Raw genomic sequence first — 16,277 nt, 5'->3', positions numbered from 1 at the left:
TCGATCGGCAGCCCCACGAAGACAATCTCGACGAACAGTCCGGTCCTCCCTCTAAACCCGGCGAACCACAGCGGTCAGAGCACCTAGCTGCTCGCCGGTCGACCGTTCGCCGGCGTCTCGGTTCGCCAGCCGAGGAGGATCGTGCGAAGCGCCTGTTCGGCGAGGTAGCGGGCGCGATCGTTGCCGACGCTGCCGAGGTAACTGAGCGACGCGATGCCGTACAGCGTGCCCCAGAGGATCTCACACGCCTGGTCGAAATCGGCCAGGACCACGTCGTGTGCAGCCGACCAGGAGATGAGCAGCTCCTTGAGGACGTCGATGACCGGTTCCGCGACGCGCCGGCGTTCGTCCGCGTCGACCATCGGGTCGTTCATGACCTGGAAGAGGTGGGGGTGCTCGCCGGCGAACCGGACGTACTGCGACGCAATGCGCGTCATGCGCCGGTCCGTATCGGGCTCCTGCGCGGCTTGGCGGAACTCGCTCAGCATCAGGCGGTGACCGTGCGCGACCAACTCCAGTACGAGCGCGTCCTTGTTGGCGAAGTGCTGGTAGACGACGGGCGCGGAATATTCGACATCGGTGGCGATGCGCCGGATCGTCAGGGCCGCGATGCCCTCGGTCTCGAGGACGTGCAGCGCGGCCTCGATGATCCGCTCCCGGGTGTTCGCCCGTTCACGGGCCCGTCTCGTGCTGGTCGGCATGGTCCGTCACTTCGCTTCGATGGTGTCCTCGAACACTAGTCACCGCCTTGACCGCGCCGGCACCGCGCGTCATAGTTAACGCCGTTAGGAATTATAACGACGTTAGGAACGAGTAGTAAGTCATGATTTACCACATCAACAGAGTCACGATGAAGGCCACTGCGACGCCTGAGCAGATCGAAGGGGTGCTGGAGAGCTGGCGCAATCAGGGCCGGTCGAATCCCGCCATCAAGTCCTTCGTCGTCGGCCGCGACCACGGCGGCGACTACACGTACGGCGCGGTGTTCGTCGTCGAACATCTCGACGGTCTCTTCGCCTACCTGACGCACCCGACCACCTACCAGACCGACCACCTCGGGCTGCACCTGGTCGAACGGCTGGAGATCTTCGACGTCAGTGACGACGACGACCCTGACCTGAACACCAAGATCCAGGAACTGCACCGGCGCCGCAACGAGCTCAACCCGCAGATCGCCGGCATGCTCGCAGACGTGCCCACCTACACCGGCTCCGGCGTGGACGACTGACCGATACCCCGGAGAAGGAGAAACCGCCATGGCCAAGCACGTCATCATCGGTGCCGGTTCCATCGGTACCAACGTCGCTCGTCTGCTCGCCGAGCGCGGCGAGAGCGTCCGGATCGTCACCCGCAGCGGCTCCGGCCCCGAGCACCCGCTGGTCGACCGGGTCGCCGCGGACGCGTCCGACCCCTCCCGCCTGACCGAGCTGTCCCGCGGCGCGGAAGTGATCTACCACTGCGCCAATCCACCCTCATACACGGTGTGGGAGCGCCTGTTGCCGCCCCTGCAGACGGCGGCCATCACCGCCGCCAAGGCGAACGACGCCGTCCTCGCGCTGACCGGCAGCCTTTACGCCTACGGTCCGCAGCCCGGCGGCCGGATGAACGAACACACCCCCATGGCCGCCACCGGGCACAAGGGCCGTCTGCGCAGACGCATGTGGGAACAGGCCCTCGCCGGGGGGATCCGCACCGTCGAGGTCCGCGGCTCCGACTACATCGGCAAGGACGCCAACGGCATCTACTCCCTGCTCATCAAGTCGGCCCTGCAGAAGGGAAAAGCGGCCTGGATCACCGGCCACCTGGACATGCCGCACACCTTCACCTTCAACGGCGACATGGCACAGGCCCTCATCACGCTGGCCTCGGAAGAACGCGCGTGGGGCCGACCCTGGCACGTGCCGTCCGCGCCGGCCGTCACCATTCGCGAGCTGGCGCGGCGCTACGCCGTCGCGGCGGGCCGGCCACCGGCCAAACTAATCCAGATACCGCGCTCCGTGACGCGTACGGCCGGGCTGATCGTGCCGATCGCCCGCGAGATGGCCGAGATGGACTACCAGTGGTACGCGCCGTTCCACATGGACGCGACGGAGACCGCCGACACCTTCCGCCTGACCGCCACCGACCTCGACACCGCCGTACGCAACGAGGTCAGCTGAACTCCCACCGCCACACCTGCAGGCCGACGGCATGGCCGCCGACACCGTGAACGTTCGTGGTCACGGCACTAGGCCGCTGTGAAGAGCATCGGGAAGCGCAGGCCCAGCGGAAACACAGCCCCTGGACCCCGGCCACGACCGGGATCGGGAGCTGTTCGAACCGGTTGACCACGGCCATGACCTGGTCGAAGTCGGCTCGCAGGCTGGTGCGGTCGGTGTCGAGCCAGGGCCGGAAGTCGCCACCGTAACTGAAGTCGGGTCCCTCGGCCTGCAGCACGACGGCACGGGCCTGGCTGCGCGTGATGGCGTCGACGGAGTCGCTGAGCTTGTTCTTTAACGTCGGGTGCTTCTCATGGTCTGTCACATGTACGGTGCCGTGGTGACAGATGGGCTGTACCCACGGCTGGCGGATGCGTTCCCGGCACTTGCTACCGAGATCGCTGAACTGCTGCGTGTTGAGGGTGAACCGCTGGCCGAGGTGGTCGCTGACCTGCCCTACTACGGCCCGTGCACCTGTACCGCAACTTGCATCAACCTGCTGACCGCGCCGCCCGGTTCGTCGGGTTCCTCGATAATCCAACTCGAACGCGATGGCATGGACGTCATCTGGCTGAGCTTGGATCCCTCCCGGACCACTATCACCGACATTGAAGTTCTGGACGGACGCGACCTCGGCCCAAGCGCCCAGCGATCTGGTTAAGGCCTGTCCTACGGATCTTGTGACTGTCTCGGTTGTGGTTCGTTGGCATGCTCATGGGGCGGGGAGATCTCACAAGTGAAGAATGGGCCCGGCTGAAGCCGCATCTACCGAAGCGTGGCCAGCGCGGGGGTCGTTGGGAGAGTCATCGCAGGATCATCAACGGGATCCTCTATCGGAACCGGACCGGGGTGCCGTGGCGGGATCTACCTGCACGTTTCGGCAAGTGGAAGACCGTGTACGAGCGTCATCGGCGCTGGTCAGCGGATGGCACATGGGACCGGCTTTTCGCGGCTGTCCTCGCCGACGCCGATGCGGAAGGCCGGATCGACTGGTCGATGGTGAGCGTGGACTCCACCTCCTGCAGGGCCCACCAACACGCCGCCGGGGCACCCAAGAAGCCTCCACGGCTGCCGGGAAAAGACGCACGCCCCGGCAGCACCGCCCCGACGAGGGGCTGGGACGCTCCCGGGGCGGCCTGACCTGCAAAACCCACCTCGCCGGTGAGGGCGGATGCCGTCCACTGGCCCTGTTGATCACCCCGGGCCAGTGGGGCGACGCCCCACAGCTGATCCCAGTCATGGAGCGTGTCCGTGTCGCCCGCCTGGACGGTGGACGTCCCCGGACTCGGCCTGACCATCTCGGCGGCGACAAAGCGTATTCGTCCCGCCGTAACCGCCGCTACCTGCGCAGACGCCAGATCAAGCACACGATCCCCGAACCGAAGAACCAGCGGGCCAACCGCCAACGCAAAGGCAGCAGGGGTGGTCGGCCTGCCAGCTTCGACAAGACGATTTACAAGCGCAGGAACGAAGTTGAGCGAACGATCAACGCCCTGAAGAACTCCAGGTCCGTGGCCACGAGATTCGACAAGCGTGCCTACGTCTTCCACGGCACCGTCACCGTTGCCTCGATCCGGCCATCGCATGGCCGACGCACTGCACAGCGCGGGCGATCACGCCGCAGCGGCGGACAGGTATGAGCGCGTCCTGACGCAGCGCCGCCGCGTCCTCGGCTCAGAGCACCCAGACACCCTCGCCAGCAGGCTAGGACTGGATACCTGCCGGGCGGAACAGCACCAAGGACAGCCATCGACGTCCCGCTCCGTCCGCAGACGGGGCCGGGGCAGGGCCAGCCACTGAGCACACCAAGCACCGACGGCCGGGCCATCGCCGTCGACATCGACGCCGCCTCGCACATCCTGGTCTGCAGCGGCACCGGCGGCAGCACGACCATCCTGCGCACCCTCACCGCCCAGTTCCTCCACCAGGGCGCCCACGCCCTGGTCCTCGACCACACCCGTATCGCCCACCTGTGGGCGAAGGACCTGACGACGGTCACCCACCGCGGCAACGTCGCCAGCATCCACGACGCCTTGGTCGGCCTCGGCTCCGAGCTTCAGCGCCGCATCGCCCTCGACGGCGACCTCGACAGCGGTGTGCAACGGCTGATGGGCCGGGTCATCGTCGTCACCCCGGCCCACCGCCAGGCCGGTGCCCGACCTCGTGTCGTACGCCCCCGAAGTCCCCGCCTCACGCGAACAGCCGGCTTGCCGCTTCGCCGCCCCTGCGCGGCCACGGCCTGCCGATCGAGACCGTGATGGACCATCTCCTGACCGGCGGCGGCCCGGACGGAATGGACGCCAAGGTCGTCGCTGTCCAGGTGGTACGTGGCGACGAACCGCGCGCGTGGACGGACATCCACGCGGCGATCGTGGACCTGCTCCCGGGCCATGTGCCGGCGAGGGCCGTTGTCAGAGGCGATTGGCAAGATTGCGGCCGTGAATGTCACTCCTGTCACTCCGCCACGGCCGATCGACGTTGCTGCGGTTTTTCCCCAACTGGCTCCGCTGGCCCGCACGGCGACCCGCCTGCACCCCCGCCCTGGGGCGCCGACGTGGCACGACAGCTCGATCGGCGGGCCGCTGCTGTGGCCCGCCGAGGAGCCGTGGCCGCACTGCGAGGAACCGCATGTGGTGGATGGCATCAACCCAGCCCAGTCCCCGGCGGATCTGCGGCTGGAACGACGGATCTTCGCCGCCTCACACGGCCGGGACCTGACTCCGGAGGAACGGGAGACTATCGAGCGGATCCGACCCCCTCGGACGTATCCGGTGAGGCTGGCGGTCCAGTCGTACGACGGCCCCATAGCGATGCTGCCCGTCGCGCAACTGTACGTAAGGGATGTGCCCGATCTGAGCCCGCCGGAGGGCAAGGACCTGCTGCAGGTTCTGTGGTGCCCCTTCGATCATCCGATCATGCCCAGGACCCTGCTCTTCTGGCGTTCGGCAGCCGCCGTCACCGACATTCTCGACACGCCCCCTGAGCCGCCCGCAGTGCAGTTCGACGGCTATCTACCGGAACCGTGCGTGCTCGAACCGGAGCAGATCACCGAGTACCCCGACCATCTGGAGCTGAGCGAGGAACTGCGGGAGCAACTCAAGCAGTGGAGTGTGCCGCAGGCAGCAGAGGAAGACATGGACCCGGACACGTACTACGACTGTGTGCTGTCCAACGCACCCGGCTGGAAGGTCGGCGGCTGGCCCGCTTGGGACTCCACCGACCCCAGCTCGCAGCCCTGCTCCGAGTGCGGCACCGGCATGGAGGTCCTGATGACCGTCGCCACGTTCGAGGAAGGGGACGACGCCGGGAACAGCTGGTCTCCGCACCCCCACCCAGGTGCTGGACCGTACCCCGGCCATCGCGGCTACAATGCGACCGGTGTCCAGATAGGCAGCGGCTACCGGCAGCACCTGTTCGTCTGCCCGGCGGAGCCCGAGCATCCGCACATCGAGTTGATGACGTAGCCCGTCCGCAGTGTGCAGCCGGGGCGTCACGGTGCGGGCATGCCGGGCCGACCGCCGCCAGGCCTGGGTCGCGCCCCCTACGGCGCGGACGCGGCCCTCGCCGCATACGCGGGCAAGGTCGCGGCCGCACGGAGCGCGTATCTGCGCGGCCACCGTGCCATCCACGCCCAGGAGGCCCGCTGGACCGACCCAGATGGGTGGCGGTCGACGGCATCGACCGTCCGCTCGACACCTTCACCTGTCAGGCCGCCGGTGACTACCTCCAGCACCAGCGAAGGTGCTGGCCACAGACCCGCAACCCCTACCTGTTCAGCAGCTCGCAGATCGCCAACCCCGACGCACCGGTCAGTGTCGGCTGGATGCAGCTAGTGCTGCGCGGCCTGCCCGCGACTGCTCTACAGCTCCGCGAAGATCGGCTTCTCGAAGAGGCATCAGCCAGCGGCGCCCACCCGCTCCACATGTGTGCTCTGTTCAACATCACCCCTGGGACAGGCCTGCGCTACGTCCGACCCTTCTGGCCGGACCCAGGACCCGGACATCCCAGTGAGCGCCTTTCACCTGAGTACGCGTACTCAAGTCAAGGGTAGGCGAGGTGAGGCAGAGTGCTCCCGTCGCGGAAGACGATCACGGGGGTGCGCAGTGAGCAGCGCGGGGACAGCTGAACCAATACCAGGGCCGCGGCGGCCGAGCGGGCGCACGCTGCGCGCGGCCGGCGTGGGGCTCGGCCTCATGGTGTCGCTGTTCCTCGCGGAGTGGCTGCTGGTCTCTTCCTCCGCCTGCCGGAACGCCCCCGGCTGGGGCTGCGTCGGGGTGGTCGTGCTGTGGGGCGACGCCACCCCGTTCGTGCTGCTTATCGTTGGGTGGCCGGTGTTGCGGATGCTCGGGGTGCGCCCGGCGTGGCTCACCGCGCTGCTCGGCGCCGGTCTGAGCTGGTATCTGCTGCGGTATCTGACGGCGGTGGACACCCTCCCCGCGCTCCCGGGCGGCGTCAGCTGGGTCCAGTTTGCGCTGCCGACTGCCGCCTTCGCCCTCGCAGCGTGGTTCACCGCGTCTCTGCGCGCCTGGCTGCCGCGCGTGGCGACGGTGGTGGCGCTTGCGCTGGTGGTGCCGGTGAACACGTTGGCCGTCTCGCAGGTCAACGACAGCCGGCAGGATGCGGCCTTGTCGGCGAGCCGGGTCCCGCTGCTCGGACCGCAGGTCCCCAGCGGCTACCACATCGAAGGTGTTGGGACCGAGACCCTCACCGCTCCCACCTTCTTCTACCGTATCGCCCCCGACGGCCGGCAGGCGACCACCATGGCGGAGCTGCAGCGCGAGATCCATGTCATCGTCGCGCCGGTGCAGCCGCAGTTCACCCCACCATCGCACTGCGCCGCGATCAACTCCGTCTATCCCGTCCCAGCCCCCGCCTGTACCGCCGTCGCGCCGGGCGTGTGGCGTTCGGGGAACTCGCAGTACGTCTCCTACTACATCCGGGTTGGCGACACGGTGGCGGACATCCAGGCGACCTCGCCGCCGGTGAGCGCGGCTGTGCTGACGTCAATTGCGCGGAGCATGAGTGTCCGTCAGCCGTCCTACTTCACCGGAGGGTGAGGGGCTGTTTGCGATGCGGCCCTGGCAACGAGCTGCTCACGAGCCGGGAAGTTGACCATCGGTAGCCTGTTGACCGGCGATGGCTAACCCGGCTGTCCGGAGAAGTTGTCCGCTTGCGGGAGACGTTGAATGAGGCCATCTGATGACAGCGAACCGGCTTGAGCTCCACATCGATCGTGGCAGGGTCCACGCGGGGACGATGACATCCCACCGCACCACGTGATCCGACAGATCCGTGCCGTGCGTGGGGACATGACCGTCGGCGAGGCCGTCGGCGTCGTCACTCGCGGCAGCAATCGCTACCACCTGGCTTCCGTGGCCGGAGGGGCAATCTGGGCGCTGTTCGGAGGAGGACTTCGCCGGCCGGCGGGGCGCGGCGGGCGAGGAGCAGTCCTAGTGCTCTGACCCCATACGTTTGCCGGGTTGATGATCGGGTATCGGATATCGAGTTCTGTCCGATGTCGGGCTGTGGCACGATGCCGCGGTGATCACCTCAGCCATACCGCCCGTCGTTCCTGCAGGTCACATGGCCAAGCAGGAACAACCCGTGCTCGCCCTCCCCAGCGGTCTGGAGCTGCGCCCCTGGTGCGCCAGCGACGCCGACACCGTGGTAACTGCGGGCCAGGATCCGGCATTCGGGAAGGTACGCCCTTGGCGTTCGACCCGAGGCTGATCCACAGGTTCCGAGCATTGCTCCTCAGTGTCCGCATTCAGTCACCGTGGTCGTCGGCACCTGGCTGGACCTCGTCGTCCCGGGTCTGGATTACTGCGGCGGCACGGTGCAGCTCGGCGAGAACCGTGCGGATGGCATTGCGGGCGATGCGTTCGGGACGGTGCAGTACGTCGATGTGGCGGTGGGTGTGTACACCGCTGAGCGGTTTGAGGACGACCGCGGGGTGGGGACTCGCCGTCCAACGCGGCATGAGTGCCAAACCGCCGCCGGCTGCCACGACCTCGGCGACCACGGAGAATTCGTTGACGCGGTGGACGATGTCGGGCCGACGGTTCGCGGCAGTGGCGATGGCCTCGATGGTGGCCAGCAGCGGGAATCCGTCGTGCACGGTGATCCAGGGCTGATCGGCCACGTCCTGCGGGGACAGCTGGCGCCGTGCGGCCAACGGGTGGTCGATGGGTACCGCGATGTCGAGCGGTTCGCGCAGCAGCGTGGTGGCGGTCACGGTGCGCGGCCATGCCGGAGCGTGGTCGAGCCGGTGGGCGAGCACGAGGTCGTAGTCGCGGGTGAGGCGGGGGAAGTGGTTCTGGGCTACGTCCTCGTCGGCGAGCGCCAGGCGGGGGCGGCCCGGGCCGGTGAGGCCGCGCAGCAGAAGAGGGAAGAACGTGGCCGCTCCACTGTGGAAGGCGGCCACCGAGACGACGCCGTCGGGCTGTTCGACGTAGTCAGTGACGGCGTTCCGTGCTCGTGCCAGGGCGGTCTCCACCTCGATCGCGGCGTCGGCCAGTGCCTGCCCGGCCTCGGTGAGCACCACCCGGCGTCCCGCGCGCTCGGTCAGCGGCACGGGGATCGAGCGTTGCAGCAGCCGCAGTTGCTGCGAGACCGCCGAGGGCGTCACCAGCAGAGCTTCGGCGACCGCGGTGACGCTGCCGAGCTCTCTCAGTTCCCGCAGAATCCGCAATTGTCGTGCATCCACCTCAATAGTGTAGGGCTGCTACAGCGTTGTTTCAGAGGTTGGCACTGGGCTTCAGTTTCCTGGTCGGGCAGCGTGTGGCGCATGCGTGATGCCCGCCGTACCGACCTGATACTTCTCCTCGTTGCGCTCGTCTGGGGTTCCAGCTACCTGTCGGCGAAGACGGCCACCGCCGTTCTTCCGGTCCTCGTGGTGCTGTTCGCCCGGTATGCCATCTCGGCGATCGCCTGCCTTGCTCTGGTCGCCTCCCGTGGGGCGTCCCGACGCTGGACCCGCCCCGAGCTCCGCGTGGGGGCGCTGCTGGGCGTCACGCAGGCGGCGGTCCTGGTGCTGGAGACGTACGGGGTGGCACACACCAGCGCCGCCAACGCGGGCCTGATCATCAGCCTGACCATCGTGCTGACGCCGCTGCTGGACCGCACGGGTGGCAGCGGCAGGCTGCCTCTGACGTTCTTCGCGGCTGCCGGTCTGTGCGTCCTGGCCGTGGGGTTCCTTCTGTCCGGCACCGGACTACACACCGTGCGGACCGGCGACCTGCTGATGCTCGCCGCGGCAGCGGTGCGTGCCGGACACGTCGCGCTCGTCGGTCGACTCTCCGTGGGCCGCACCCTGCGCCCGCTGCACCTCACGGCCGTCCAGTCCCTCGTCGGCTCCGCACTCTTTCTGGCACCCGCCGCGTCCAACCTGGAGACGCTGGCGCACAGCGATGCCATGACCTGGGCTCAGCTCGCTTATCTGGCTCTGTTCTGCAGCCTCTTCGCCTTCCTGGCGCAGACACGGGCGGTGCAGCGGACGTCAGCCAGCCGGGCCAGCCTCCTGCTGGGCACCGAACCGGTCTGGGCGGTCGCGGTGGGAATCGGCCTCGGCGGCGAAAGGCTTGCCGTCCTGTCTGCCCTCGGTGCGTCGCTCATGGTCGCCGGAACCTATTGGGGTCAGGCCATCGAGCGCGCCCACCGCACCGGCCCGGAGCGGGACACCGACGACCACCTCGAACACTCCGCCGCCCCGCCCGCAGCCCGGAACAGCACATCCACCGACTCGACTCCGGCCCGCCGTGCCCTCGCTCCGTCCCACCCAGCATCCCGCATACAGAATCAAACGGCTTATCGGCCCATCCGGTAATGTGCGCGCGGCCCATCCGTGAATGCTGTCCAGGCTCCCGCTGGCGCTGTCGCGGACGCCCCGACAGCGGACGAACGTCAGCTGCGCCCGGACTGTTCTGCAGCCCAGGTGTAGCCCAGCTCGGCGAGGGCGGCCCGCTGTGTCGCATCCAGCCGGTCACGCCTGGCTTTCTGGTTACTCAGAAACTCACCCAGTTTGATCGCCGAACCGTCCGGCAGTTCCTCAATGTGTGCCCGTGCAACGACGGTTCTGCCTTCCCGCTGGATGTACTGGGTGAGGGCGGCCAGACCGCGTTGGAAGGCTGATCCTTTCCCTCCGCCCTTAGTCGTCGGGGCCGGGGCGGGCGGTTCGGTGGGTGTTACCCCCAGCCGTGCGAGCCGTTGCTGCTGTTCTTCGGAGAGTTCCGCCCAGCTGCGGCGTTGCCGTTGGAGCCATTTGCCGAGGTCATCGCCTTCGTAGAGGACGCCGGGGGCGATGTCGGGCAGGACGTCGTGGGGATCGTCGGTGGCGAGGTCGGCGAGCACTTTGTAGTGGCGTTGCCAGTCCAGTGGCCAGGGGCAGTTCCAGTCCGGGTCGATCTGGGCGAGTTGTGCGGCTCGGGTTGTGGCGCGCTGCGGGTTCTTGCCGAGGCCGTGGCTGCGGCGGAGGTTGGCCATGTGTTCCCCGACCGGGACCAGTTCACTGTCGGCGTCGCCCCATACGGCATCTCGCCTGGGGGCGAGGTGACCGTGCGCGCGGCGGTATGACCGCAGTACCGCCAGCTTCTGCTCCCAGGCTTCGTCGCCGGGTTCCCACACCATCCCGGCCTCGTCGAGCAGCATCTTGCGATGGGGATCGAGTTCGCCCGCGCGGTACACGCGTCGCTGCTGGTGGACCCACCGCCCCAGCGGGAACGCTTTGGTGGCACCGGCCTCGGTCTCGGTGTCGTACGGGACTGCGTACAGGCCGGTGATGTGGTTGTCCTTCCGCCAGCGCAGCAGGGCCTGGTAGCCCTCGAGCCAGACCAGGGATTCGGGCCGGTACACCCGGGTGCGCAAGAACGCCGCGATCGTGGCTGCGTCCCTGGGGGTGGAGAAGTGCAGCAGCGCCGACTCCGCCGCGCTCTCGGCCCCGGTCTGCCCACTCTCTCCTTGGGCCGTGGTGCCGATGATCTGCCCGTCCTCGTCCCGCTTCACGTGCACCTGCCGTCGCCCACTGGTCAGCGCCCGGCTGGCGAGCTGTTCGACGAGGCGTTCCGAGTGACTGCGGAGTCCTTGGAGCACGGCTACCAGGGGTGCGAACGAGGCGGAAGCGACCATGTCGGTCGGGTCCTCGCCGGGCTTAAGGAAGACGGGCACGATGATCCTGGCGGTCTTGGCCGTGCCGTCGGGGTTCGGGCGCAGGGCGCGGCCGATGTTCTGCACGATCTCCACCTGGGAGCCGCGGGTGTCGGCGAAGCAGACGGCTTCCACGCCCCGCTCGCCGACGATGTCGATTATCTATAGGTGGAGAAGCGTGAGGGAAGTTTGTTGCGCTGCTCCAGCGGGCGTAGCGGCTCCACACCGCCGACGTTGCTCTCTGGCTTGGTCGATCACTGATCGATGTCGTCGAAGAGGCTGCGCTGCGAGCCGGAGGGCTGGTTTCTGCCCTGTTGCTCGCCGTCATCTTCCGCAGCGTCAGGCTCCCAGCCATCGTTGCTGGGTGGCCGAGACCGACGCTCGTGGTTATAGAAGTCGCGTGCATGGTCGAACTCTGCGGCTGCGTCGTCGTCGCCCCGCTCGTCGAAGGCCAGGTAGTACCAGAACAAGGCGCTCTCGATGGGGTCGTCATCGTCTCCGGTAGCGTCCTCAAGCCACTCACCCACCACGTCGACAAGTGTTGGAACGAGCTCTTGCCGCACGTGCTCGAACAGCTGCTCACGCTCCTCGTCGGTGAGGAGGAGGTGCCAGACCTTCTTCTGCCAGTCCGTGGCCTCAATCCAGGAAGCGTCCGGTCCGGAGACGGCGAGCTCTTTCATGCGCTCAATGGCCCGTTGCCGAATGTCTTCTGTCAGTAGACCGGCCTGGTGGAGCCGTGCGAGTACGGTCGTCCGGGTGTCGTACTGGGCGGGGGAGTAGAACTTGACGAGTGTTTCGCTCAGTTGCGGGTCTGCAGTCATATAGGCGCGCAGGAACGTGTCGGAGCCGCGGTAAACCACATATGACAGGACGGCTTCTTCCGGAGGCAGATGGTGTTGCCATGATGCGAGGCGGTTGTAGGGGCGGGCTCGCAGGGCGGCCAGACGTTGCGCTGCCTGCTTGTAGAGCGAGGGTGGGATACGCAGGAGGGTGCCTTGGCGTTGCTCGCTGTCGCGGTCGAGACAGTCGGTGCGTGACAGGAGTGCCTGGTCGGTCATACCGGTGAGGACGACCGGCAGCAGGTGTGGCTGGGTGGCCAGCCAGGCGGCGAAGCCTTCTCGCAGAGTGGGGTGGTGGAAGGCCCAGTAGCCCTGGCCGTCGGATGACGTGTTGAGGCGGAGGAAGGTACCGGTGAGTGCGGTCAAGGCTTTGCTGACGCCGGCCTGCGTGGAGCCGGCTCGCTCGATGATGTCGCGGTCGCCGGCATCGAGGGTGATCGGGTTTGGCAGGCCGGGCAGCGTCTCGTCTCGGGCCGTTGCGTACGTGAGCGCGAGCGCCGCGTGGGCGTGGGTGTCCAGCTGGTCGTAGACATCGCTGAGCAATTGCTGGGACTGCGCCATGAATGCCGTGATGCCCTGCCGTGTCAGGGGCAGTTTGGAAGTGAATGCCTGCAGCCCCAGACGACGTGCGGCCTCGGGGCGGAAGGGGGCGGCGTCCGCTGCTGCTTCCAGGTGCGGTTTCATCTGGGCGCGTACGTCTTGGGGCTGGTCGCCGGCGGAGAGGTGGTTGTACAGGATCTGTTGCCGCTCTTCGCGGGTGAGGTCGGCGACGTCTACGGTGACCTGCTGTTCGTGCAGCCGGGGGTAGGAGTACGGCTTCAGCAGCGGGCGGGCTTCGTTGTAGATGTAGCTGCGGGAGGTCAATACCACTCGGGCGCCGTTCTTGACCGCGCTCATCACGTGTGGCAGGTCGCGTGCCCAGGCGTGGGTGAGGTGTTCCTCGTGGCGGACAGCGCCGAAGGCGTCGTCGAGCCAGAAGAACTGGTCCTTCTCGTGCGGATTCCAGCGTTGTACGAGTTCTTCGGAGGTCCGGGCCTTGACAGCCATGCAGTCCCAGTTATCAGCCGCGCTGATGGCCAGCATCAGCGCGATGACGGACTTGCCGACGGCCGGGTCGCCCAACAGCAGCACAAAGCCGTGGTCACGCAGCGCGCGGGCGGCCTTGCGGTAGGCGCCGGTGACGACGAACGTGGCCACCTGCTCGGGCGCGGACGCCATGAGTACAGAGGCCTGGGCGTAGGCACGCTCGTCGAGGATCTGCGAGAGATCACCGAGCCCGTAGACGCGGGGGACGAACATTCGCAGCCTGCGGTGCGTGGCGATCATGTCGCTCAGCCACTGACCGTCCAGGATTAGCGGATGCGCGACCCCGCATGCGCTCAGCCGACGGCGGATCTCCTCCTCGGAGGTGCCGGTGACCCGCGCGTTTGTCAGCAGTACGTACGTTCCGCACACTCCGCGCTTCACCAGGGCGCTGACCTTGTCGAATTCGTCTTCCAGCTCCGACGGGGCGAGCGTGGTGTCGGCCTTCTTGGTGTGCTTGCACTGCAGCACGAACGGCCCTGGCGGAACGTCTCGAACGCCACTGGGGTCGGTCGGCGGCTGCCAGGTGCCGTAGAACGCGCCGTCTCGGCCTCCGTCGTTGGAGTCGGCGAATGCCTGCACCGACTGCCCCCATACCTCCCGCAGGACAGCCGCGCACAGGTCCTGGAAGGCCCGCCAGCCCAAGGTGTGCAGGGTAAACCGGGGAGAGCCGGCAGCCACGACTTCGCCTGCGCTGCTCACGCGCCGTCCCCGCTGTCGTGTTCATCGGCGTCATGGTCGGCGAGTGCGGCCATCGCCTCCCACATGGCCTCATCGTCGTAATCCGGCACCACCAGGTCAGGTGTCAGGTCGTTGCTGTCGGGGTCCAGGTTTTCGGACTGGGCCAGCACCTCGACCAGGAACCGTCGCGCGGCCTTCAGCAGGCCGGGATCATCCAGCCACAGCCCGAACTCCAAGCTGCGGCGGGAGCTCCCCGTGCCGTTGGCGCTGCCTAGCCACAGTCGGTGCGGCGTGAAGCCGGTGACATCTGCCACGCCTCCCAGAGCGTCCTCGTCATGCCACCACAGCTCACCTAGCAACAGCATCTTGGTGTGGAGTATCGGGACGAGATGGTTTCCGGCCTTGCGATAGCCCAGGGTGCGTAGTGCCGGGAGCCGGACGCGTTCCTGCGGCGAGCCAGGGCCCAGCACTGGTGCCTTGCCGTCCTGGTGGAAGCGCAGCTCCTCTAGCTCGGAGAAAGCCCAGGTTGGGAGGCCAGCCGCGTCTTTCACAGCCTCGGCGACCTTCCGCAACCGCTCTGCGTGGTACTTGCCCCGTGGTTGCTTGCTCACCACCACGCACGCGGCGGGGAACTCGGCGATGCGCTGCAGCAGCTCGGCATCGTCCACCCACAAAAAGGCCCCGAGCATCGCAGGCCCCAGGCTTCTCGACCGCCGCTGCTGTTCGAGATCACGCCGGAACTTGTCAATCCCCCCGATGAGACCTGCCAGCACGTTCGTCCCGAACTGGACAGGACGCTTCCCGTCCTCCAGGACTGCCTGCACGTCGAACTGCTTGGAAAACGACGGATCCATATGCCCCCCTGTGCTGCCAGCATTATGACGCGACACCACAGATTGCCGGGTGCTGAGCGGCAGCGGGGAGCGTGGTGGCCCGTGGTCCCTTCAGTCCTCGCCGACCTGCCCTGGCCGCGCCGACGCGTAGCGGACCGGCGCCAAGACGTCGGCTGCAGGGGCACGGATTATCCATAGGTGCGCGGGCTTGTGTGGTGTGTTCGGTGTGGTTGCCACCTGGTCGTGTAGGAGATGTCTGGAAGCGGCGCCGGCTGGGGGCGGGCTTGGTTGTGTTTGGGGGGTGGAGCAGGCATATGTGGCTGAGCGTTCGGTCTCCCCGTCGACTGGTGTGGAGCGGTGGGTGGTGGCCGACGCACGTACCTATGACCTGCATGCCGAGGCGTGTGCGTTTTTGGCGGGGTTGCGTAGCAAGGGCCGCTCGCCGAACACGGAACGGGTCTACGCGGGCCGTCTCGCCCTCTATCTGAACTACTGCACCCAGCGCCGTATCGAGTGGTCGTGTCCGGGTTTCATGGCGCTGTCCGGGCTGCAGCAGTGGCTGGTCACCACGCCGCTGCCGGCCCGCAGCCGCCGCTCTCCGACCACGGCGGCGCCCCGCTACCGTTCGCAGGGTACGGCGAACGCGGTGATGACGGCGGTCACGGACTTCCTGCGTTTCGGCGCGCTCCACGGCTGGGTTCCCGCGCAGACGGCCGGTTTGTTGTCGGAGCCGAAGTTCCTGCGGTTCTTGCCGGCCGGTTACGACGCCGGCGAGCGTGGCCAGTGGCGTCAGGTCCAGGTGTCGGCTTTTCGTTTCCAGGTCAGCGAGCCCGGATACGAGGACCTGTCCCCGCAGCAGATCCGCCGCATGATCGCGGATACGCCCCGGGCGCGGGACCGTTTCCTCATCGCGCTGCTCGCCGCGACCGGCCTGCGGATCGGGGAGGCCCTGGGCCTGCGTCAGGAGGATCTGCATTTCCTGGCCTCGTCACGCTCGCTGGGCTGCCCGGTTCAGGGGCCGCACCTTCATGTGCGGCGCCGCACCGACAACCCCAACCGGGCCCTGGCCAAGTCCAGACACTCCCGATGCCTCCCCGTCACCCCCGACATCGTCGCCTTCTACACCGACTACCAGCACGAACGGAACCAGGTGGCCGCCGCGGCCGAGACAGGCATGGTGTTCGTGAACCTCTTCCGGCCCCCGCTGGGGCGGGCCATGACCTACCCGAACGCCAAGAACGTCTTCGACCGTCTGGCCCGCCGCGCCGGGCACCCGGCTCGCCCGCACATGCTGCGCCACTCCGCGGCCACCCACTGGCTACGTGAAGGAGTGGACCGGGACGTGGTGCAAAAGCTGCTGGGTCACGCCTCGCCGCTGTCCATGGACCGCTACCGCCACGTCGATGAGTGAACCGTTCCGGGTTCGGTAGGGACTCGATCGTTTGAGAGGATCGAGTTATGGCACGTCCTTCCCACTACCCGCTTGAGCTGCGCCGTCGTGC

General features: G+C 67.5%; 14 protein-coding genes and 1 pseudogene. 9 read left to right on the top strand and 6 right to left on the bottom strand.

Annotation, left to right across the window (positions count from 1 at the left end; genetic code table 11):
* Positions 1-83 precede the first annotated feature (83 nt).
* The gene (locus tag ACFYZQ_RS39125; protein ID WP_389158871.1) at positions 84-701 is read right to left on the bottom strand and encodes a TetR/AcrR family transcriptional regulator; all 618 of its coding nucleotides are present in this window, start codon (positions 699-701) and stop codon (positions 84-86) included.
* 122 nt (positions 702-823) lie between these two features.
* Here ACFYZQ_RS39125 and ACFYZQ_RS39120 point away from each other — a divergent pair, with 122 nt between their 5' ends.
* Both ACFYZQ_RS39120 and ACFYZQ_RS39115 read left to right on the top strand, forming a co-directional pair.
* Complete coding sequence (locus tag ACFYZQ_RS39120) at positions 824-1,228, top strand: Dabb family protein (protein ID WP_389158868.1); 405 nt, start codon at positions 824-826, stop codon at positions 1,226-1,228.
* A 28-nt stretch (positions 1,229-1,256) separates the two neighbouring features.
* Positions 1,257-2,159 carry an SDR family oxidoreductase gene (locus ACFYZQ_RS39115; protein WP_389158865.1) on the top strand — a complete coding sequence of 301 codons (903 nt, stop codon included), beginning with the start codon at positions 1,257-1,259 and terminating at the stop codon, positions 2,157-2,159.
* On the opposite strand, the gene ACFYZQ_RS39110 is transcribed toward ACFYZQ_RS39115, so the two are convergent.
* Positions 2,152-2,523, bottom strand: coding sequence for a hypothetical protein (locus ACFYZQ_RS39110; RefSeq protein ID WP_389158863.1), 372 nt, complete (start codon positions 2,521-2,523; stop codon positions 2,152-2,154). The two genes, ACFYZQ_RS39115 and ACFYZQ_RS39110, sit on opposite strands and share 8 nt — an antisense overlap.
* On the opposite strand from ACFYZQ_RS39110, the gene ACFYZQ_RS39105 reads away from it, so the two are divergent.
* The 5 genes from ACFYZQ_RS39105 (at position 2,524) to ACFYZQ_RS39085 (ending at position 7,255) form a co-directional block, all read left to right on the top strand.
* Positions 2,524-2,859 (top strand): hypothetical protein, encoded by a 336-nt coding sequence (locus tag ACFYZQ_RS39105; RefSeq protein WP_389158860.1) that lies wholly within the window; start codon positions 2,524-2,526, stop codon positions 2,857-2,859. It begins immediately after the preceding gene.
* A gap of 53 nt (positions 2,860-2,912) precedes the next feature.
* Positions 2,913-3,838, top strand: a protein-coding gene (locus ACFYZQ_RS39100; RefSeq protein ID WP_389158953.1) for an IS5 family transposase whose coding sequence is annotated in 2 segments (ribosomal slippage) — positions 2,913-3,276 and positions 3,276-3,838 — 927 coding nt in all. Because the reading frame shifts where the segments join, the coding sequence is not laid out codon by codon here.
* Complete coding sequence (locus ACFYZQ_RS39095) at positions 3,783-3,998, top strand: tetratricopeptide repeat protein (protein WP_389158857.1); 216 nt, start codon at positions 3,783-3,785, stop codon at positions 3,996-3,998. The genes ACFYZQ_RS39100 and ACFYZQ_RS39095 overlap by 56 nt, the downstream gene beginning before the upstream one ends.
* 638 nt (positions 3,999-4,636) lie before the next feature.
* Positions 4,637-5,662: a hypothetical protein gene (locus ACFYZQ_RS39090; RefSeq protein ID WP_389158854.1), complete on the top strand. Its 1,026-nt coding sequence runs from the start codon at positions 4,637-4,639 to the stop codon at positions 5,660-5,662.
* Positions 5,663-6,391: 729 nt separating this feature from the next.
* Positions 6,392-7,255 carry a hypothetical protein gene (locus tag ACFYZQ_RS39085; RefSeq protein ID WP_389158851.1) on the top strand — a complete coding sequence of 288 codons (864 nt, stop codon included), beginning with the start codon at positions 6,392-6,394 and terminating at the stop codon, positions 7,253-7,255.
* A gap of 710 nt (positions 7,256-7,965) precedes the next feature.
* On the opposite strand, the gene ACFYZQ_RS39080 is transcribed toward ACFYZQ_RS39085, so the two are convergent.
* Positions 7,966-8,904 carry a LysR family transcriptional regulator gene (locus ACFYZQ_RS39080; protein ID WP_389158848.1) on the bottom strand — a complete coding sequence of 313 codons (939 nt, stop codon included), beginning with the start codon at positions 8,902-8,904 and terminating at the stop codon, positions 7,966-7,968.
* Positions 8,905-8,985: 81 nt separating this feature from the next.
* Between ACFYZQ_RS39080 and ACFYZQ_RS39075 the strand changes: the two genes are divergently transcribed.
* Positions 8,986-10,023: a DMT family transporter gene (locus tag ACFYZQ_RS39075; protein ID WP_389158845.1), complete on the top strand. Its 1,038-nt coding sequence runs from the start codon at positions 8,986-8,988 to the stop codon at positions 10,021-10,023.
* A gap of 77 nt (positions 10,024-10,100) precedes the next feature.
* On the opposite strand, the pseudogene ACFYZQ_RS39070 reads toward ACFYZQ_RS39075, so the two are convergent.
* From ACFYZQ_RS39070 to ACFYZQ_RS39060, 3 genes and pseudogenes are all read right to left on the bottom strand, one after another.
* Positions 10,101-11,498, bottom strand: a pseudogene (locus tag ACFYZQ_RS39070) (Helicase associated domain protein); the annotation flags it as partial.
* A gap of 95 nt (positions 11,499-11,593) precedes the next feature.
* Positions 11,594-13,963, bottom strand: coding sequence for a hypothetical protein (locus ACFYZQ_RS39065; protein ID WP_389158842.1), 2,370 nt, complete (start codon positions 13,961-13,963; stop codon positions 11,594-11,596).
* On the bottom strand, positions 13,960-14,796 hold the full coding sequence (locus ACFYZQ_RS39060; protein ID WP_389158839.1) for a hypothetical protein: 837 nt from the start codon (positions 14,794-14,796) through the stop codon (positions 13,960-13,962). Before ACFYZQ_RS39060 ends, ACFYZQ_RS39065 begins: the two co-directional genes overlap by 4 nt.
* A 295-nt stretch (positions 14,797-15,091) precedes the next feature.
* On the opposite strand from ACFYZQ_RS39060, the gene ACFYZQ_RS39055 reads away from it, so the two are divergent.
* Positions 15,092-16,186 carry a tyrosine-type recombinase/integrase gene (locus tag ACFYZQ_RS39055; protein WP_389158836.1) on the top strand — a complete coding sequence of 365 codons (1,095 nt, stop codon included), beginning with the start codon at positions 15,092-15,094 and terminating at the stop codon, positions 16,184-16,186.
* The last annotated feature ends 91 nt before the right edge of the window (positions 16,187-16,277 follow it).

Origin of the sequence: Streptomyces sp. NPDC001843 (assembly GCF_042891955.1) — a bacterium.
In the GTDB taxonomy this organism is placed as follows: Bacteria; Actinomycetota; Actinomycetes; order Streptomycetales; family Streptomycetaceae; genus Streptomyces.
This window is presented reverse-complemented; position numbering and strand designations above follow the sequence as displayed.